The following is an 18,760-nucleotide window of genomic DNA, read 5'->3' as shown; positions in this document are numbered from 1 at the left end:
ATGCCCGCGGAGATCGAGTGCGTGTATGAGGGCCACGATGGGCTCGGGGAATCTCCACTGTGGGTTGCCGAAGAACGATCCCTGTACTGGTCCGACCACGTCGGGTGCACGATAAAGCGGTGGAATCCCACCACCGGTGAGGCAACCATCTGGGATACGCCGGGTCCGGTCGGAGCGTTCGCACTTCGCCAGCAAGGGGGAATGGTCGGCGCTTCCGATGCCGGATTCCTCGCGATCGACCTCAGCGGCGACCGCTATCAAGCAGTCGTGGACCCGGAGGCCGACATGCCGCACAACCGTTTCAACGATGGCAAGTGCGACCGGCAAGGACGGTTCTGGTGCGGCAGCATGAACAAGAACATCGAGGACGAGACCGGGTCCATCTACCGTCTCGATTCAGATTGGAGCGTGCACAAGCTCGCGCCCGACTTTCGCTTCAAGGTCAGCAATGGGACGGCCTTCGACCCGGAAAGCACGCGGATGTACTTCGCCGACACCCTCGGCAATACGGTGTACGTCTTCGACTTCGATGCCGACTCGGGCACGATCTCCAATCGACGTGAGTTCTTTTCGACCCATGCGCGACCCGGAATGGTCGACGGGGGCACGGTCGACGAGGAGGGCTACTACTGGTGCGCTCTGGTTGCGGGTGGTCAGATCCTTCGCATCGATCCGAACGGCCGCCTCGTTTCTGAGATCACCATGCCCATTCCGCGTCCGACCTGTCCGACGTTCGGTGGCGACAACTACGACGTCCTGTACGTGACGTCGCAACGGCTTTTCCTGACCGACAACGAGCTCAAGAAATACCCGCAGTCCGGAAGTCTCTTCGCCATCTATGGACTTGGGGTTCGCGGGCTCGCCGAGGGACGTTTCGCCGGTTAAGCAACCGGGGCGACCTATCCGGCGATCAGACGGTTGGCGCACGCGATCATCGCACGCAATTCGGATTGGGTGGGGTCGTCCGACAAGCCCATTGCCCACTGCGCACGGGATCCGTCAGTGCCGCAGACGAAGGTGGCAGTGCACCCGCGCGATCGCATCTGATGAAACCGCAACGTCTCAACCCTGATCCCGTGGTCGTGCAACATCGCGGTGAGGGCGGCAATTGGTCCGCTGGCGACGGCGGTCGAGGTGCTGATGCGATCGCCGACGGCGATCATGGCCCGAAAGCTGCGGGCTTGCGGACCCAACCGCCCGGCGGGGCGCTCCGCGTCCGCACAGGCCCACTGTCCGAGTCGAAGGGGGCCAGCGGTATGACCGTAGATGGCCGCGAAGCTCTCCCAGGACATGGTGTCCGCTTGCTCGCGCAGGCCCCGTGGCAATGCGGCGCCGAAGCGGGCAGAAAACCACGCGTTGGCGACGCGCTGTGGTACCGAACGGTCAGGAACGTCCGGGTTTGAGGGGCGAATCCGAGCGGGTGAAGGCGGGGAAGGCATCGTGTCGGTCTTCTCTGGTCATCAGGAGCGACCGACGGTAGTAGCTAGCGACCCACAGGCGGGGGGTCGGTCTGGATCAGACCCCGCTGCGGGTACTGGCTACTACGGCACGCAGATGAAGACGCACGAACGCAGACAGTAGACGCAGCGGGCCCGGTACGCAACCGGCGCAGATGCGGCCTCGCACCGGGGCTGCTACAACCACCACGCTGCCGCGGCATCCAGGTGCCGACGGATGCGGTAGCGGGCCAAGCTATCGTCGCCCGCCCCGATCGCCTCCAGGATTCGCAGGTGAGCGTGCTCGACGGCGACGACGTCACCGGGGGTCGGCGGCGCCTGCTCGGAGCTCGACCAATGACGTCCGAACAACTCGACGATGATCCGCAAGAACAGATCAAGCAGTGCGTTGCCGGCCAGCTCGGCCAGCCCGACGTGGAACCGAAACTCTTCAATGGCGGCCTGCCGTGGGTCGTCGGCGGCCCTGGCATCGTTGCCGAACGCGACATCGTGCGGTCGACCAAGCGCGTCAAGACAGGCCGCTACCTCAGGTTCGGCGCGCCGTTTGACGACCTTGGCGACATTGTCCACCTCGATGGCATCCCGCACGGACCGTAGATCTTCCCGGCTGGGCTTTCGGTACTGAAGGTAGAGCGCGATGGTGTCAATGCTGGCCTGCGCCTGGGGCTTGGTGACGATCAGCCCGCCGCCTGGCCCCCGACGCATGTGTGCGATCGCGTGATACTCGAGCAGCCGCACCGCTTCCCGAAGCACCGCGCGGCTGACCCGGTAGCGACCGAGCAGCTCGGCCTCGGTCCCGAAGACTGATCCGACCTGCCACCCATTGGCCGCGATATCGTCGCCGATGGCCGCCGCCAGCACCTCGGCCAGCTTGCCGCGGGGCGCATCAGCATTGAGCCGCGGCACCCGCCGCCACCCGCCTACCGAGCCGCGTCCGCGAGCCCGAACCCGCAGCGGGGCCTGGTGCTCGTGAAGCCAGGCAGTCACGGCTTCCACGTGGCGCTCGCTGAGCGTCTTCGCCCGCGCTGAGTCACCCGCGGTAACGGCGGCCACGATGTCGGAATGGTCTCTCCGCATCCGGTCGGCCGCCTCGATGGCCTCCGTTTCTGACCCGGTGTGCGTCTCTCGGACGTACCGTCTGGTCAGCCTCATCAAGACGTCGATAAACAGTTGCAGAACCGGGTTTTTCGACTGCTGCGCGAGCGCCACGTGGAACTCGTCGCGCGGCGCGGGGAGACCGGGCTTCCATTGTTGCTCGGCGCGCAAGACCCCGCGCAGCCCGCCGATGCCGGCCTCGTCGATGTGCTCCGCGGCAAGAGCGGCCGCCAGCGGCTCGAGCACTACGCGCGCATCGAGCAGGTCGTCGATCGTCGTGCCCAGGTAGTCGAGATAGATGACCACGGCGCGGGTGGCGGGGCCGGCATCCGGTTCGCAAATGAGCAGCCCACCGTTGGGTCCACGTCGCATCCGGGCGACCTGATGGTGTTCGACCAGGCGAACGGCCTCACGCAGCACCGATCTGCTGACGCAAAACCGTTGTTGCAATGCGCTTTCCGAGCCCAGCGATTCTCCGACCGGCCAGCCGCGGCGAACGATGTCCGCCTCGATACGGCGGGCAACCTTCGAGGCTCGTTTGTCGCCCCGCGCAGTGTCCTGCCTCAGCACGTCAGTAACATGCATCCGGCGACCGGGCCGCCACCCACGGACACCACGGCGACCTCCGGACGCCGCGATACCTGCCGCTCCCCCGCCTCTCCGCGTAGCTGCAGACACCCCTCATGCAGGGCCCAGTAGCCATGCATACGCCCGGCCGAGAGCTGGCCACCATAGGTGTTCAGCGGTAGCTCGCCGTCGAGGGCGATCCGTGCGCCACCCTCCACGAACGAGCCGGCCTCGCCGTCGCCGCAGATACCAAGGGCCTCCAACCACGCGATGGTCAAGAACGTGAAACCGTCGTACAACTGCGCGACATCGAGATCGGCGGGCTGCAACTCGGTCCGCGACCACATCTGTGCGGCGGCATCCGATGACGCCATCTTCGGGTAGTCGTCGCGATGGAACCAACCACCAGCACCGTCGGAACCGCCTATCGCCTCTACCGCCACCGGCCGATGCGGACAATCGCGCGCATACTCCGAAGCCGACACCACGACCGCGATCGCGCCGTCGATCGGCACGTCGCAGTCCAGCAGCCCAAACGGCGTTGACACCAACCGCGCCCCAAGATAGTCGTCCATCGACATCGGCTCGCGGTATACGGCAAGCGGATTCAACCCGGCGTTGCGGCGGCTATTGATGGCCAGCCAGCCCAACTGCTCCTTGGTGGTCCCGTACAGCTGCATATGGCAACGACAATTCAGCGCCAACCAATTCGCGGCGGAGTAAGCCTGGGCCGCAATCAGATCGGCGATGTCGTCCATGGGCCCCACGGCCGGACGCGAGGCACCTGCAGGCACCTCCATCATGCGGGCTAGCGGCGTTTGGGGTGCATTCTCTTGCGGATTGACCGGCACCGTACCGCCCAGCATCTGGATGGTTCGGTAAACCACCACATGCCGGGCGCGTCGCTCCGCGACGGCGCGACACGCCGCCATGACGGGACTGAGCAGGCCACCCGTGCCGAATCCGGTTCCGCAGTCCGCGGCATCGATCTGCAGTGCGGCGTTGACCTCGGCAGCCGGAGTGTCGCCCAACGTCGCGATGCCGTCGACATCGGCCACGACCAAGCCGGCATCATCGATGGCGGCGCGCACCGCTTCCAGCGTCAGCTCCAGACCCGGAATGCCGGTGCGCCGGCCGATTCGCGAAATCCCGATACCCGACAGGATCGCGTCTTTCTCGAAGTACCTCATCCGCACCGTCCGTAGGACCACCGTGTCGCGTGTACCCAATTAATAGAGTGTACTGTATTGGTCGTGCGACTTGAGCCGACGCAGTCCATGTCGCAGCTGCTCATCGAGAACTGCGCCGCGTGCGCGCGCTGGGTGCATCCCGCTGCGGGCGACTGCCCCGGCTGCGGCGGCAGGCTGATCGCGCGGCCGGTGTCGGGACACGGCACCGTGTTCACCTATACGGTCAACTACCACCCGTACAACCCGGACATCGTCACCCCCTACGTGATCGCCATCGTCGAACTCGATGAGCAGAACGGGCTGCGGGTCGCGGCCAATATCATTGACTGCGAACCTGATTCAGTGACCTGCGGAATGCCCGTCGACCTGTTGCCGCAGCGGGGCAGCGGCGGCGCCCCGCTGTTCGCGCCGGCCGTGCGCTGATCAACGCATGCGAGCAGTGACCAGAAGGTACTCCCACTCCATTGCCGAGGACCCGGCCAAATACCGGTCGCCGAGTTCGGCCAACTGCGCGTCCAACTCAGCGACTCGTTCCGGCTCGTCTGCGATACCCCGGTACGCGGCAATCGTCGGACCGTAGTTGGCTTTGAAAAAATCGCGGAAGCCCGCTCCATCGGCGAACCGGTCCACCCGTAGCGCGTGGCGCTGCGCGGTGAAGTCGGTGACCCGATCCCCCAGCAGGTCTCGGACGTAATCTGGGTCGCCCCACAGTGGCGGCGGCTGCGCACCCGGTGGCGGCGGCCCGACGTACGGCTTCATGGCCGCGAACATCTGGCCCACGAAGCCCTCTGGCGTCCAGCTGATCAGTCCGATCACGCCGCCGGGCCGGCAGACTCGAACGAGCTCGTCGGCGGCCTCCTGGTGGTGCGGCACGAACATGACGCCAACGCACGAGAGCACCGCGTCGAACTCGCCATGGGCGAACGGCAATGCTTCGGCATTGGCTTCGCGCCAGACCAGGTTGGCGCCGTGACGCTCTGCGATCTCTTGGCCCCGCTCCAGCAGATCGGGACACAGGTCGCTCGCGATCACCGCGGCGCCGGCAAGCGCGGCGGGTATCGCCACGTTGCCGGCTCCAGCCGCGATGTCAAGCACCCGATCACCCGCACCGATTCCGCTGGCCGCCACCAGCATGGGGCCCAGCGGCGCCACCAGTTCGGTTGCCACCATCGGGTAGTCGCCCAGCGCCCATAGGGCGCGATGCGTGGTTTCGTATGCGCGATCGGTGGTCGTGACGCCGGTCGTGGTCGCCATATGCGTATGTCCTTCCTGATCGTTGGCCACAATCGTCGGCCGCCCGTTGGACCAATTCCAGTGGTAGATGTGAACTAGCGGAAGTTCAGGATCTGTACTAGTGAGGGGTGCCGCGATGTCGACATATAGCCAGTTCTGCCCCGTCGCCAAGGCGATGGAGCTGCTCGACGAACGCTGGACGCTGCTTGTCGTGCGGGAGTTGCTGCGCGGCAGTGCTCATTTCAACGACCTGCGGCGTGGCGTGCCCAAGATGTCGCCGGCCTTGCTGTCGAAGCGGCTCAAGTCGTTGAGCAAAGCCGGCGTCATCGAGCGCACCGAAATGGGCGGCCGCACTTCGTACGCACTGACCACGTGCGGCCGCGAACTCACGAGTGTGGTCGACGCGCTGGGCGAATGGGGGGTTCGCTGGATCCCCGAGATCGGCGACGACGACCTGGACCCGCATCTGCTGATGTGGGATATCCGTCGTTCCATTTCCGTGGAAGCCTGGCCCCGGGCCCGCACCGTGGTGGGATTCACCCTGTCCGGGGCCGACCCCAAAGCCGCCCGCTGGTGGCTGACGGTGTCCGAAGGAGAAGTCGACGTCTGCGATGTCGACCCCGGCTACGAAGTGGCCGCCACGGTCGAGACCAGCCTGCTCACGCTGACGCGGCTGTGGCGCGGAGATCTGTCCTGGTCACGCACCATCCTCGACGGGGCCGTGACCATCCACGGAGCCGCCGCAACTCGCCGGGCAGTACCGGGCTGGCTAGGTCAGTCGCGACTGGCTTCCGTCCCTCGCCCAGCCTGAGTACGCGAGCAGACGCCTCTAGTTGATCAGCGGGTCGCGCGGCATACCCAAGATGCGCTCCGCAATTTGGTTGCGGGTCACCTCCGACGTGCCACCGGCGATCGCCATGCCCCGGGCACCCATCACCATCCGGCCAACGATCGCTCCGGGCCCGTCGATCAGCGCGATCTCGGGCCCCAGCAATGCCGCTGAGATGGCGGCGCCCTCGATCATGTGCTCGGCGAGCTTGAGCTTGGTGACGTTGCCTTCCGGCCCCGGCCCCGCCCCCTCGACACTGCGTGCGGCGCGGCGCAGGTTCAGCAGCCGCAGCGCATGATCGTCTGCCAGATAGGTCCCGACCCGAACTCGCGCGCCCGCCAACCGGTCTGACCGCTTTTGCGTGAGCTGGACCAATTTGGCCGCCATACCCTCGTAGTACCCGGTGCCGCCGCCGATGCTGACCCGCTCGTTGCCCAACGTCGCCCGCGCGACCGTCCATCCGGAGTTGGGCGCCCCGACGACGTCCTCGTCGGGAACGAATAGGTCATTGAAGAACACCTCGTTGAATTCCGAGCCCCCGGTGATCTGCCGCAGCGGCCGCACCTCGACGTCGGGCGACTTCATGTCGATGATGACCGTGGTGATGCCCGCGTGTTTGGGGGCATCGGGGTCGGTGCGCACCGTGGCCAGGCCACGGGCGCAGTACTGCGCCCCGCTGGTCCACACCTTCTGCCCGTTGATCTTCCAGCCGCCGTCCACCCGGGTCGCGCGGGTTTTGACCGACGCCGCATCCGATCCGGCCTCGGGTTCGGAGAACAACTGGCACCAAATCTCTTCCTGACGAAGCGCCTTTTCCACGAATCTCTCAATTTGCCACGGTGTTCCGTGCTGAATCAGGGTGAGTATCACCCATCCCGTGATCGAATAGTCGGGCCGCTTGATCCCGGCCTCACGAAACTCTTCCTCGATCACCAGTTGCTCTACCGCGTCGGCGGCGCGACCCCACGGTTTGGGCCAGTGCGGCATGACATAGCCGGTCTCGATCAGCTTGTCGAGCTGGGGCGCGGAGTCCAGGCGGGCGATCTCGGCGGCATCCGCGCGGATCTGAGTACGCAATTCCTCGGCCTCCGGCGGAAGGTCGAGGCTGTTCTCCCGAGTAGCGCCGGCCGCGGTCTGCTCGAAGACATCCTCGGCCGGCAAGTCACCACCGAACAAGCCCGCGATCACCAGCGCCCGTCGCAGGTGCAAATGCGCGTCGTGCTCCCACGTGAAGCCGATGCCGCCGTGCACCTGAATGTTGAGTTCGGCGTTGCGCGCGTAGGCCGGGAAGGCCAACGCGGCCGCCACCGCCGCGCCGAGGCGGAACTGCGTCTCGTGTTCCGATGAGTCTTCGGCCGCCGCCCGGGCCGCGTCCCACACCGCGGCGATCGCCGACTCGGAGGCCACCAACATGTTCGCGCAATGATGTTTGACCGCCTGGAACGTGGCAATGGTTCGACCGAACTGCTCGCGGACCTTGGCGTAGGCAACCGCGGCGTCGACGCAGTCGGCCGCGCCGCCGACCGCCTCAGCCGCCAGCAAGGTCCGTGCGCGGGCCAGCGCCGATGCGCGCGCCCCGGGAAGGATGTCCGCGGCGGTCACACTCACGTTGTCCAGGCGAACCCGCCCGCACCGTCGGGTCGGGTCGAAGTTCTGCGACACGTCAACCACGACGCCCGCGCGGCCCCGGTCCAGCACCAAGACGTCGTCACCGGCGGTGACCAGCAGCAGTTCGGCGAGTCCGGCCCCCAACACGATCCCGGCGTCGCCATTGGCAACCCCACCGGCTACCTGCACCCGACTATCAAGACCGACGCCCGCGGTCACGGTTCCGTCCACGAGGCCGGGCAGCAGCCGCGCCTTGTGGTCGGTGTCGCCGTCGTTGGCAACCACCGCCGAGGCGATGACGGTGGGCACGAAAGGCCCGGGTGCCACCGCGCGGCCCAGTTCCTCGACCACCACCACGAGTTCCGGCAGCCCGTAGCCGGAGCCGCCGTGGTCTTCGTCGATGTGCAGACCGAGCCAGCCGAGCTCAACGATGTCCTGCCAGAAGGGTGGTCGCGCCTCGTCGACCGCGTCGAGCAGGGACCGCGCCGCCCAGCGCGCCTTCTGCGCTGTCAGGAATGCGCGAGCCACCTCGGCGAGTTCGCGATGGTCGTCGGTTAGTGCGATACCCATGAGGGGCCTCCTCGCGGCCAAAAGAGTGTACTCAATGCCTGTGGAAAGAGTGTACTCAATGCGCGCCAGCCGAAGTAGCTACTTAGGGGCGAACCGCTGTCCGGCATCCAGCCGCAGGCACTGGCCATTGAGCATCGGGTTGTCGATGATTGCCGCGACCAACTTGGCGTATTCCTCGGGCCGGCCCATCCGCTTGGGGAAGGCCGCGTCTTTGACCAGCGCGGCCGCCATTTCGTCCGGAACCATCGCCGTCAATCCCGTCAGGAACAGGCTCGGCGCGATCGCCAGCACCCGGATTCCCAACGAACCGAGGTCACGCGCCATGGTCAGACACATGCCCGCAATCCCGGCCTTGGCCGCGGTGTAGGCGACCTGCCCGATCTGGCCCTCGAAGGCCGCGATGGAGGCGGTGTTGATGATGACGCCGCGCTCTCCGGTCGTTTCGGGATCTTCGGGCTCGTTGTTGCTCATGTGCGCGGCGGCCAACCGGCTGATGTTGAAGGTGGCGATGAGGTTGAGATCCACGACGGCGCGAAAGGATTCGAGGTCGTGCGGACCGGATTTGGTCATGGTGCGCTTGGCGATCCCGCCGCCGGCGGTGGTCACCGCGACATGCAGGCCGCCGAGATTGTCGACCGCGGCTTGCAAGGCTTCTTCGGTGCCAGTGAAGTCCGTCACGTCGACGGGGTAGAACGCCCCGCCGAGCCCTGCGGCAACGGCCTTGCCGTCCGAATTCTCCCGATCCATGACGGCGACCTGTGCACCACGTCCGGCCAGCAGTTCTGCGGTAGCACGCCCCATCCCGGAGGCGCCCCCGATGGCGACAACCTTCTTCCCGCTGATCTCCATGTGGACCTCCTGGTCCCGAGCTTGCCCGTATTTGGTTAGACAGGTTTAGTTAGACAGGCTAGCGTGGCCGTTCAGCACCGGTATCGACGAGGCATGCCCGCTTTGATCCACCCGGAATGAGCGGCATTTGATGCTCACAAGTTTCACTGTACTCTGAAACCATGCCGGTCGGGCCTGCCTCCGCCGGACAGGCATGGACTCGATCGGACGAGGGGGAAGCCACCGATGAGCGTGACCCGGGTCGCGACAACCGACGGGCGGGTTGGACCCAACCGCTCCGAGCCGATCGTTTCGGCTTCATGAGCATCTGCATTGGCAGGCCCACCCGACTGATCCGGCGGCGGCGATGATCAAGGTTCTCAAACGCACGTGGATACCGCTGCTCATCCTGATTGTCGTGGTCATCGGTGGTTTCACGGTCTCGCGGATCCGCACCTTCTTCGGTTCCGACGGCATCCTGGTGACGCCGAAGGTCTTCGCCAATGACCCAGAGCCGTATGACCCGAAAGTAGTGCGGTACGAAATCTCGGGGTCCGGTAGCTATGCCAATATCAACTACTTGGACCTCGAAGCGAAGCCGCAGCGTACCGACCGCGCTCCGTTGCCCTGGTCAATCACCTTGGAGACCACCGCGCCGTCCGCGGCGCCCAATATCCTCGCGCAAGGCGACGGTGACTCAATCACGTGCCGGATCATCGTCGATGACGAAGTAAAGGACGAGAGAACCACAACCGGTATGCACCCGTTGACCTACTGTTTTGTGAAATCCGCATGAGCGCCCCAACAACAGACGCACCGACGGACGCCTTTCCGCCGGCAAAACACGCCGCGCGCCCCTTTATCGCGCGGACCATCCGCACCTTCGCGTTACCGGTGATCCTGGCGTGGGTCGCCGTTATCGTGGCCCTCAACGTTGCCGTGCCGCAGCTGGAAACGGTCGGGCAGATGCAAGCGGTGTCGATGAGCCCCGACGCAGCGCCGTCGATGATCTCGATGAAGCGGATGGGCAAAGTATTCGAGGAAGGCAACTCCGACAGCTCGGCGATGATCGTGCTGGAGGGCCAGCAACCCCTCCGCGACGATGCCCACAAGTTCTACGACCAGATGATCGACAAGCTGGAAGCCGACACCAAGCACGTCCAGTCCTTGCAAGACTTCTGGGGCGACCCGCTGACCGCCACCGGCGCCCAGAGCAGCGACGGCAAGGCCGCCTACGTTCAGGTGAAGCTGGCGGGCAATATGGGCGAGTCGCTGGCCAACGAGTCTGTTGAAGCGGTCCAGAACATCGTCGACAGCCTCAAGCCGCCGCCAGGTGTCAAGGTGTACATCACCGGCTTCGCGGCACTGACGGCCGATCAGCAGCAGGCCGGCGACCGCAGCCTGCAGGTGATCGAGGTGGTCACGTTCACCGTGATCATCGTGATGCTGCTGCTGGTCTATCGGTCGATCATGACGGCGGCGATCATGCTGTCGATGGTGGTACTCGGATTGGGCGCCACCCGCGGGTGGGTGGCGTTCCTGGGTTACTACAACATCATTGGGCTGTCGACCTTCGCGACCAACCTGCTCGTGGTGCTGGCGATCGCCGCGGCCACGGACTACGCCATCTTCCTGATTGGCCGCTATCAGGAAGCGCGCGGAGCTGGTGAGGACCGCGAATCGGCGTACTACACGATGTACCGGGGTACGGCCCATGTGGTGCTGGGCTCAGGTCTGACTATCGCTGGTGCGACCTTCTGTCTGAGCTTCACCCGGCTTCCGTACTTTCAGACCCTCGGGGTGCCGTTAGCCATCGGCATGCTCGTCGTCGTCCTCGCCGCGTTGACCCTGGGCCCGGCCGTGATCACCGTGGCGAGCCGGTTCGGCAAGCTGCTCGAGCCCAAACGACTGGCACGGGTCGCCGGCTGGCGCAAGATTGGGGCCGTCATAGTCCGGTGGCCCGGCCCCATCCTAGTCGGGACTGTGGCCCTGGCGCTGGTCGGGCTGCTGGCCCTGCCGGGCTATCAGAGCAACTACAACGACCGCGCCTACCTGCCCGCCGACCTGCCGGCCAACGAGGGATTTGCCGCCGCCGAGCGCCATTTCTCGTCGGCGCGCATGAACCCCGAAGTGCTGATGGTCGAAAGCGACCACGATCTACGCAACTCGGCCGACTTCCTCGTGATCAACAAGATCGCCAAGGCGATTTTCCGCGTCGAGGGGATATCTCGGGTGCAGGCCATTACCCGACCGGACGGCAAACCCATTGAGCACACGTCGATTCCCTTCCTGATCAGCATGCAGGGCACCAGCCAGAAGCTGACTGAGAAATACAACCAGGAACTGACGGACACCATGCTGAGGCAGGTCAACGACATCCAGACCAACATCGACCAGATGGAGGAAATGCATCATCTCACCGAGCAGATGGCCGCGGTCACCCACGGCATGGTGCTCCAGATGGACAAGACGGTGGTCGACGTCGAGGCGTTGCGTGACAGCATCGCCAACTTCGACGACTTCTTCCGACCCATCCGCAGCTATTTCTATTGGGAACGGCACTGCTTCGACATCCCGCTGTGCTGGTCAATCCGGTCGGTGTTCGACACCCTCGACGGCATCGACGTCATGACTGAGGACATCGAGGACCTGCTCCCGCTCATGGAGCGCCTGGACACCCTCATGCCCCAGATGACGGCCTTGATGCCCAAGATGATTACGACCCTCAAGACGATGCAGACCGAGATGATGACCATGTATTCCACCCAGAAAGGAATGCAGGATCAGATGGCGGCGCTGCAAGAGGATTCGTCCGCGATGGGCGAGGCGTTCGATGCCTCGCGCAACGACGACTCGTTCTACCTGCCGCCCGAGGTGTTCGACAACGCGGACTTCAAACGCGGCCTGAAACAGTTCTTTTCGCCGGACGGGCATGCGGTGCGGTTCATCATCAGCCACGAAGGCGAGCCGATGAGCCAGGACGGCATCGATCACATCGACAAGATCAAGACCGCCGCCAAGGAAGCCATCAAGGGCACCCCACTAGAGGGATCCACCATTTACTTGGCCGGTACGGCGTCCATGTTCAAGGACATGGCCGACGGCAACACCTACGACTTGATGATCGCGGGAATCTCGGCGCTCTGCCTGATCTTCATCATCATGCTGATCATCACCCGCAGTGTCGTCGCGGCCGCCGTCATCGTCGGCACGGTGGTGTTGTCGCTGGGTGCCTCGTTCGGGCTGTCGGTGCTGATCTGGCAGCACATCCTCGGCGTCGAACTGCACTGGTTGGTGATTGCGATGGCGGTCATCATCCTGTTGGCCGTCGGCGCGGACTACAACCTGTTGCTGGTGGCGCGGCTCAAGGAGGAGATCCACGCCGGAATCAACACGGGCATCATCCGGGCGATGGGCGGCAGCGGGTCGGTGGTGACCGCCGCCGGCCTGGTGTTCGCCTTCACCATGATGTCGTTTGCGGTCAGTGAGCTGACCGTGATGGCGCAGGTCGGCACCACCATTGGGATGGGCCTGCTTTTCGACACCCTGATCGTTCGCTCCTTTATGACGCCGGCGATCGCGGCCCTGATGGGCAAGTGGTTCTGGTGGCCTCAGGTTGTCCGGCAACGACCCAAGCCCGCGCGGTGGCCCTCGCCACGGCCGCCGCGGCAATCACCCGAGTCCCTCGGTGAGCTCGCCAGCGTCTGAAACGAGGCGAGCTGTGCCAAGCTGGCGACCGTGCTACTGGCCGACGTAGTCGCCACGTCGCTGGATGTGGCGGGTACCTCGTCGCGGCTGACCAAGGTCACGAGGATCGCCGAGTTGTTGCGGCGCGCCGCGTCCGACGACAAGCTGGTCGCGATCATCGTGTCGTGGCTCGCCGGCGAGCTGACGCAGCGCCAGATCGGCGTCGGCTGGGCGACGTTGCGGTCGCTTCCGGCGGCGGCACCCCACCCGATGCTGACCGTGACGGGCGTCGACGCCACATTCACCGAGATCGGTGCAACGTCGGGCAAGGGGTCGCAATCGCGTCGCGCCGAACTCATTGCGGAATTATTTTCTGCTGCAACAGAATCCGAACAGACCTTTCTGTTGCGCCTACTGGGTGGTGAGCTGCGGCAGGGGGCGCTGTCCGGGGTCATGGCGGACGCCGTAGCCAAGGCCGCCGGAATACCGCTCGCCGCGGTACGGCGCGCCGCGATGTTGGGCGGGGATCTGCCGGCGGTCGCTGTGGCCGGCATGTCCGGCGGGGAGGCCGCACTCGACTCATTCACCCTCCGGGTGGGACAGCCGGTAGGTCCGATGCTGGCACAGACCGCGACCGACGTGGCCGATGCCCTGGAGCGCCACGGCGGTACCACGATATTCGAGGCGAAACTCGATGGTGCGCGCGTCCAGATCCACCGGTCCGGCGACGAGGTGACGGTCTACACCCGAAGTCTGGACGACGTCACCGCCCGGCTACCCGAAGTGGTGGCGGCGACCCGGGCACTACCCGTGCGCGATCTGGTCGCCGACGGCGAAGCGATCGCGCTGCAACCGGACAACCGTCCGCATCGCTTCCAGGTCACGGCGTCGCGCTTCGGCAGATCCGTAGACATATCGGCCGCCCTTGCAGCACAACCACTTTCGGTGTTCTTTTTCGATATCTTGCATCGTGACGGTGTCGACCTGCTGGACGCGCCTACCAGCGAGCGTCAAGCGGCGCTAGACGCACTGGTACCCGCGCGGCACCGGGTGGACCGGCTGACCACGTCCGACCGGGAGGCTGCGGCGGCCTTCCTGAGCGCCACGTTGGCCGCCGGTCACGAAGGAGTGATGGCGAAGTCACCGGCTGCACCGTACCTCGCGGGTCGCCGCGGAGCGGGCTGGCTCAAGGTCAAGCCCGTACACACGCTCGACCTGGTGGTGCTGGCTGTGGAGTGGGGTTCTGGACGGCGTCGCGGAAAACTGTCCAACATCCACCTGGGCGCTCGAGATCCGGCCACGGGCGGATTCGTGATGCTGGGCAAGACCTTCAAAGGCATGACCGACGCGATGCTGGACTGGCAGACCACCCGGTTTCTCGAACTCGCCGCTGGTCCGACAGACGGTTACGTGGTCGCGCTACGACCGGAGCAGGTGGTCGAGATCGCGTTCGACGGGGTGCAAGGATCGTCACGCTACCCGGGCGGGTTGGCCTTGCGGTTTGCGCGAGTGGTGCGCTATCGAGACGACAAGGGACCCGCCGGGGCCGACACGATCGACACCGTGCGCGCCCTGTACTGACCGGGCACGTATGGTTTTCGCCGTGGAGGAGCGCGACGGCGACGTCAGCTACATTCGCACGGCCACCGACCTGCCTCCTGTGGCGATTATCGACCGCTCTCCGATCACCGCCACCCACAAGATCTTCTTCGGCGCGATCGCGGTGATCGGTGCCATGGCGTGGGCGGTGATCGCCTTCCTGCGCGGCGAGACGGTGAACGCGGTCTGGCTCGTGGTGGCGGCAATCTGCACCTACATCATCGGATACCGCTTCTATGCGCGGTTGGTCGAAATGAAAATCGTTCGGCCACGCGATGACCGTGCCACCCCGGCCGAAGTCTTCGACAACGGCACTGACTACGTGCCGACTGACCGGCGCGTGCTCTTCGGCCACCACTTCGCCGCGATTGCTGGCGCCGGACCGCTGGTCGGTCCGGTGCTGGCCACCCAGATGGGCTACTTGCCCTGCAGCATTTGGATTGTGGCCGGCGCCGTGCTCGGCGGTTGTGTGCAGGACTACCTGGTGTTGTGGATTTCCACCCGCAGGCGTGGCCGGTCGTTGGGGCAAATGGTCCGTGACGAACTTGGCGCCGTCGGAGGCGCCGCCGCCCTGATCGGAGTTTTCACGATCATGGTGATCATCATCGCGGTGCTGGCGCTGGTCGTCGTCCGGGCGTTGGCGCAAAGTCCCTGGGGTGTGTTCTCCATCGCGATGACCATTCCCATTGCCCTCTTCATGGGCGCTTACCTGCGCTTTCTGCGTCCCGGACGAGTAGCGGAAGTATCGCTGATCGGCATTGGGCTGCTGCTGCTCGCCGTGGCTTCCGGCGGTTGGGTCGCCGAAACAAACTGGGGCACAACCTGGTTGAACCTGTCGCCGGTCACGTTGTCGTGGCTCATCATCGGCTACGGCTTCGCGGCGTCGGCGCTGCCGGTGTGGTTGCTGCTGGCGCCACGCGACTACCTGTCAACGTTCATGAAGGTCGGCACCATCGTCTTGCTGGCGATAGCGATCTGCATCGCCCGCCCGATCCTGCAGGCGCCCGCAATCTCCCAGTTCGCCTCTGCCGGCAACGGGCCGGTGTTCGCCGGCTCCCTGTTCCCTTTCCTGTTCATCACCATCGCGTGCGGTGCGCTGTCGGGGTTCCACGCGCTGATCTCATCGGGGACCACACCGAAGCTGCTGGAGAAGGAAAGCCAGATGCGGGTGATCGGTTACGGCGGCATGATCACCGAATCGTTCGTCGCGGTCATGGCGCTGATCACCGCCTCGATCCTCAACCAGCGGGTGTACTTCACCCTTAACGCGCCCGCCGCGCTGACCGGTGGAACCGCCAGCACCGCCGCGCAGTACGTCAACGGCCTCGGCCTGTCCGGGACCCCGATCACCGCCGAGCAGCTGCGGCAAACCGCAGCCAGCGTGGGCGAACAATCGATCGTGTCGCGGACCGGCGGAGCGCCCACACTGGCGCTGGGAATGTCCGACGTGCTGGACCGGGCGCTGGGCGCCGGCGGACTGCGGGGATTCTGGTACCACTTCGCGATCATGTTCGAGGCGCTGTTCATCCTGACCACCGTTGACGCAGGCACTCGCGTCGCACGTTTCATGCTCTCCGACGGGCTGGGCAACGTGGGTGGCCCGCTTGTCAAGCTGCGAAATCCCAGCTGGCGCCCCGGCGCTTGGATATGCAGCCTGGCAGCGGTTACTGGATGGGGCAGTATTCTGCTGCTCGGCGTGACCGACCCCTTGGGCGGCATCAACACGCTGTTCCCGCTGTTCGGGATCGCCAACCAACTCCTCGCCGCGATTGCGTTGACGGTCATCACCGTTGTTGTCATCAAGAAGGGTCTACTGAAGTGGGCGTGGATTCCCGGCATTCCGCTGATCTGGGATCTCGCGGTGACACTGACAGCGTCGTGGCAGAAGATCTTCTCCGCGGATCCCGCCATCGGCTATTGGGCTCAGCATTCCCGGTACCTAGCGGCCAGAGAAGCCGGCAAGACGGCATTCGGCTCCGCGGAAAACGCCGATCAACTCAACGATGTCATCAGGAATACCTTTGTCCAGGGCACTCTGTCCATCGTCTTCGCCACGGTCGTCGTGATTACGGTCGCCGTCGGAGCTATCGTGGCGGTCCAGGCAATTCGTGGTGACGGTCGACCACTGAGCGAGGATGATCCGGTGCCGTCGACATTGTTTGCGCCCGGGGGGTTGATTTCCACAGCCGCAGAACGAAGGCTGCAAAAGGAATGGGACGCACTACCTGCGTCGGCTTCCCCACCGGGTGATCGGGGGCAGGCCTGATGCCCCGAATGTCATCCGATCAGCAGTCCTTACCGGTCCAGGGAGCGCTATGACTGTCGTCCATCTCGCCGACCCCACCAGTGGCGGATACGTGGCGGGCCGACTCATAGCTACGTTCGGATTCGGCATCCTGGGTCTGATTCTGCTCATCCTTGGCTTGCAGAAGCGCTCGACGGCACGCAAACAGGCATCGATCGGATATTGGCCCGGCTATCCTGCACCAGGGCATCCACCACCGGGTTACCCACCACCACCGGGGTACCCACCCGCAACCGGTCAGCCGCCGGGCTATCCGCCTGCCGGGCAGCCCAATTACGCCGCCTATCCGCCCGGTGGGGGCTATCACGCTCCTGTGCCGCGCCCGCCGAAGTCGGCCGGCGCCGGGTTCATCGGAGCCGGCATCACCTTCCTGGTGATAGGCGCGCTGGGTCTGGTTGGCTCGATGGTTGCCGCCGGTCAGCGCGCCCGCAACCCCATCGTCGGAGACTGCTTTACCAACGCGATCTTGAACAGCAGAGCCGACTGGCGTCCCAGTCCCTGCTCACAGCGTGACGCGGTGCTTCAATACGCCGCTACGGCCGATTCGTCGGGAAACTGCCCGGACGGTAAGCGAAACGAGAGCGCATACCTTTCGCTGGAACGCCACGGGGTTCGACTGTGTTTTGCCCCCAACCTTGTCGAAGGCCAGTGCTACATCGCCGAACGCGACGAGAGAACCGTGAAGCACGCGAGCTGCACCACGGCAGGAACAATCAGAATCGTCAGAAGAATCGATGGCGTCGCCAGCGCGTCCGGTTGCCCTATGGGCACCCGTGCCGTCACCTATCCGGAGCCGAAACGGACCTACTGCACCGAGCGCACTCAGCACGCCTAGCATTGTGTACATTTGTACATGTTCTTTTGTACATGTACGTTTGTACACAAAGGAGTCGTCGTGGCATACCTGTTCCTCTTGTGCGCCATCTTCACCGAGGTGGTGGCAACCAGCCTGCTCAAGAGCACCGAAGGCTTCACTCGGCTGTGGCCGACAGTGGTCTGCCTCAGCGGTTACGGCGTCTCTTTTGCGTTGCTGGCACTGTCGATCTCGCGCGGTATGCGGACCGACGTCGCCTACGCTTTGTGGTCGGCGATCGGCACGGCGGCCATCGTGTTCATCGCCGTGCTGTTCTTAGGCTCTCCGCTGTCGGTGGCGAAGGTCGGCGGCGTCGGACTGATTGTCACCGGGGTGGTCGCGTTGAACCTGTCTGGTGCCCATTGACCGACGCGCCCGACCGACGCCCACGGGACCCCGCCGCGCGCCGTCAAGCGATCGTCGAGGCGGCCGGGCGGGTGATCGCCCGGCACGGGCTTCCCAAGTTGACCCACCGCCGAGTAGCGGCGGAAGCGGATGTCCCGGTCGGGTCGACGACCTACTATTTCCGTGACCTCGACGCGTTGCGTGACGCCGCGCTCGGGGACGCTGCGACCGCTACGACTCGCTATCTGGCGCAGTGGCGCCATGAGCTCGACGAGGCCACCGACCTTCCCACCACCCTGGCCCGGTCCACCGCCGACTACCTCGCCGACCGCGAGCGCAACCGCACGCTCAACGAGCTGTACTGCGCGGCAACCTATCGACCGGAGCTGCAGCGGCTAGCCCGGCTATGGCCCGAGGGGCTGGTTGCGTTGCTCGAACCGCGCATCGGACCACGAGCCGCCGCCGCGGTCACGGTGTATCTCGACGGCGCCATGCTGCACTCACTCATCACCGGCACCCCCCTGGGCACCGATGCCCTCGCCGACGCCATTGCCAGGTTGACCGCGAACGACCCCACGGAGCGCGCGCGATAGC

16 protein-coding genes are annotated in these 18,760 nt (G+C 65.2%); 10 read left to right on the top strand and 6 right to left on the bottom strand.

Translation table 11 applies throughout. From position 1 onward, the window contains the following. Positions 1 to 885, top strand: a complete 885-nt coding sequence (locus tag F6B93_RS06595; protein WP_211698372.1) for an SMP-30/gluconolactonase/LRE family protein — start codon at positions 1 to 3, stop codon at positions 883 to 885. A 14-nt stretch (positions 886 to 899) separates the two neighbouring features. On the opposite strand, the gene F6B93_RS06590 is transcribed toward F6B93_RS06595, so the two are convergent. The 3 genes from F6B93_RS06590 to F6B93_RS06580 all read right to left on the bottom strand — a co-directional run bounded on the left by F6B93_RS06590 (position 900) and on the right by F6B93_RS06580 (position 4,309). Next, positions 900 to 1,439: a 2-isopropylmalate synthase gene (locus F6B93_RS06590; protein WP_246541025.1), complete on the bottom strand. Its 540-nt coding sequence runs from the start codon at positions 1,437 to 1,439 to the stop codon at positions 900 to 902. Positions 1,440 to 1,634: 195 nt separating this feature from the next. Next, complete coding sequence (locus F6B93_RS06585) at positions 1,635 to 3,119, bottom strand: FadR/GntR family transcriptional regulator (protein WP_425518530.1); 1,485 nt, start codon at positions 3,117 to 3,119, stop codon at positions 1,635 to 1,637. Beyond that, a complete protein-coding gene (locus tag F6B93_RS06580; protein ID WP_211699314.1) occupies positions 3,116 to 4,309 on the bottom strand; it encodes a thiolase family protein in 1,194 nt (397 codons plus the stop codon). The genes F6B93_RS06585 and F6B93_RS06580 overlap by 4 nt, the downstream gene beginning before the upstream one ends. Before the next feature lie 87 nt (positions 4,310 to 4,396). Between F6B93_RS06580 and F6B93_RS06575 the strand changes: the two genes are divergently transcribed. Then, the gene (locus F6B93_RS06575; protein ID WP_211699313.1) at positions 4,397 to 4,732 is read left to right on the top strand and encodes a Zn-ribbon domain-containing OB-fold protein; all 336 of its coding nucleotides are present in this window, start codon (positions 4,397 to 4,399) and stop codon (positions 4,730 to 4,732) included. Here F6B93_RS06575 and F6B93_RS06570 read toward each other — a convergent pair whose 3' ends face one another. Next, positions 4,733 to 5,563, bottom strand: coding sequence for a class I SAM-dependent methyltransferase (locus tag F6B93_RS06570; protein WP_211698370.1), 831 nt, complete (start codon positions 5,561 to 5,563; stop codon positions 4,733 to 4,735). 115 nt (positions 5,564 to 5,678) lie between these two features. Here F6B93_RS06570 and F6B93_RS06565 point away from each other — a divergent pair, with 115 nt between their 5' ends. Beyond that, complete coding sequence (locus F6B93_RS06565; RefSeq protein WP_211698369.1) at positions 5,679 to 6,353, top strand: winged helix-turn-helix transcriptional regulator; 675 nt, start codon at positions 5,679 to 5,681, stop codon at positions 6,351 to 6,353. An 18-nt stretch (positions 6,354 to 6,371) separates the two neighbouring features. On the opposite strand, the gene F6B93_RS06560 is transcribed toward F6B93_RS06565, so the two are convergent. Beyond that, positions 6,372 to 8,549 (bottom strand): acyl-CoA dehydrogenase family protein, encoded by a 2,178-nt coding sequence (locus tag F6B93_RS06560; RefSeq protein ID WP_211698368.1) that lies wholly within the window; start codon positions 8,547 to 8,549, stop codon positions 6,372 to 6,374. A 78-nt stretch (positions 8,550 to 8,627) separates the two neighbouring features. After that, entirely contained in the window at positions 8,628 to 9,398 is a 771-nt protein-coding gene (locus F6B93_RS06555; RefSeq protein WP_211698367.1) for an SDR family NAD(P)-dependent oxidoreductase, read from the bottom strand. A gap of 346 nt (positions 9,399 to 9,744) precedes the next feature. On the opposite strand from F6B93_RS06555, the gene F6B93_RS06550 reads away from it, so the two are divergent. Genes F6B93_RS06550 through F6B93_RS06520 form a run of 7 tightly spaced genes read left to right on the top strand, consistent with a single transcriptional unit; the run spans position 9,745 to position 18,759 of the window. Further along, entirely contained in the window at positions 9,745 to 10,173 is a 429-nt protein-coding gene (locus F6B93_RS06550) for an MmpS family transport accessory protein (protein ID WP_211698366.1), read from the top strand. Continuing rightward, complete coding sequence (locus F6B93_RS06545; RefSeq protein WP_211698365.1) at positions 10,170 to 13,085, top strand: MMPL/RND family transporter; 2,916 nt, start codon at positions 10,170 to 10,172, stop codon at positions 13,083 to 13,085. Before F6B93_RS06550 ends, F6B93_RS06545 begins: the two co-directional genes overlap by 4 nt. A gap of 30 nt (positions 13,086 to 13,115) precedes the next feature. Beyond that, positions 13,116 to 14,645 (top strand): ATP-dependent DNA ligase, encoded by a 1,530-nt coding sequence (locus F6B93_RS06540; RefSeq protein ID WP_211698364.1) that lies wholly within the window; start codon positions 13,116 to 13,118, stop codon positions 14,643 to 14,645. Positions 14,646 to 14,655: 10 nt separating this feature from the next. Next, positions 14,656 to 16,929 (top strand): carbon starvation CstA family protein, encoded by a 2,274-nt coding sequence (locus tag F6B93_RS06535; RefSeq protein ID WP_211698363.1) that lies wholly within the window; start codon positions 14,656 to 14,658, stop codon positions 16,927 to 16,929. Between the two features lie 49 nt (positions 16,930 to 16,978). Then, positions 16,979 to 17,803: an LppU/SCO3897 family protein gene (locus tag F6B93_RS06530; RefSeq protein WP_211698362.1), complete on the top strand. Its 825-nt coding sequence runs from the start codon at positions 16,979 to 16,981 to the stop codon at positions 17,801 to 17,803. 60 nt (positions 17,804 to 17,863) lie between these two features. Next, on the top strand, positions 17,864 to 18,187 hold the full coding sequence (locus F6B93_RS06525) for a DMT family transporter (RefSeq protein ID WP_211698361.1): 324 nt from the start codon (positions 17,864 to 17,866) through the stop codon (positions 18,185 to 18,187). Continuing rightward, positions 18,184 to 18,759: a TetR/AcrR family transcriptional regulator gene (locus F6B93_RS06520; RefSeq protein ID WP_211698360.1), complete on the top strand. Its 576-nt coding sequence runs from the start codon at positions 18,184 to 18,186 to the stop codon at positions 18,757 to 18,759. Before F6B93_RS06525 ends, F6B93_RS06520 begins: the two co-directional genes overlap by 4 nt. Position 18,760: the final 1 nt, after the last annotated feature.

It is taken from the genome of Mycobacterium spongiae (genome assembly GCF_018278905.1).
GTDB lineage: Bacteria > Actinomycetota > Actinomycetes > Mycobacteriales > Mycobacteriaceae > Mycobacterium > Mycobacterium spongiae.
This window is presented reverse-complemented; position numbering and strand designations above follow the sequence as displayed.

Bases quoted from the DNA above. Each gene is read 5' to 3' on its own strand.
- F6B93_RS06570 (WP_211698370.1), bottom strand. From the start codon at position 5,563: ATGGCGACCACGACCGGCGTCACGACCACCGATCGCGCATACGAAACC.
- F6B93_RS06535 (WP_211698363.1), top strand. From the start codon at position 14,656: ATGGTTTTCGCCGTGGAGGAGCGCGACGGCGACGTCAGCTACATTCGC.
- F6B93_RS06595 (WP_211698372.1), top strand. From the start codon at position 1: ATGCCCGCGGAGATCGAGTGCGTGTATGAGGGCCACGATGGGCTCGGG.
- F6B93_RS06545 (WP_211698365.1), top strand. From the start codon at position 10,170: ATGAGCGCCCCAACAACAGACGCACCGACGGACGCCTTTCCGCCGGCA.
- F6B93_RS06560 (WP_211698368.1), bottom strand. From the start codon at position 8,549: ATGGGTATCGCACTAACCGACGACCATCGCGAACTCGCCGAGGTGGCT.
- F6B93_RS06530 (WP_211698362.1), top strand. From the start codon at position 16,979: ATGACTGTCGTCCATCTCGCCGACCCCACCAGTGGCGGATACGTGGCG.
- F6B93_RS06565 (WP_211698369.1), top strand. From the start codon at position 5,679: ATGTCGACATATAGCCAGTTCTGCCCCGTCGCCAAGGCGATGGAGCTG.
- F6B93_RS06590 (WP_246541025.1), bottom strand. From the start codon at position 1,439: ATGCCTTCCCCGCCTTCACCCGCTCGGATTCGCCCCTCAAACCCGGAC.
- F6B93_RS06575 (WP_211699313.1), top strand. From the start codon at position 4,397: ATGTCGCAGCTGCTCATCGAGAACTGCGCCGCGTGCGCGCGCTGGGTG.
- F6B93_RS06580 (WP_211699314.1), bottom strand. From the start codon at position 4,309: ATGAGGTACTTCGAGAAAGACGCGATCCTGTCGGGTATCGGGATTTCG.
- F6B93_RS06555 (WP_211698367.1), bottom strand. From the start codon at position 9,398: ATGGAGATCAGCGGGAAGAAGGTTGTCGCCATCGGGGGCGCCTCCGGG.
- F6B93_RS06550 (WP_211698366.1), top strand. From the start codon at position 9,745: ATGATCAAGGTTCTCAAACGCACGTGGATACCGCTGCTCATCCTGATT.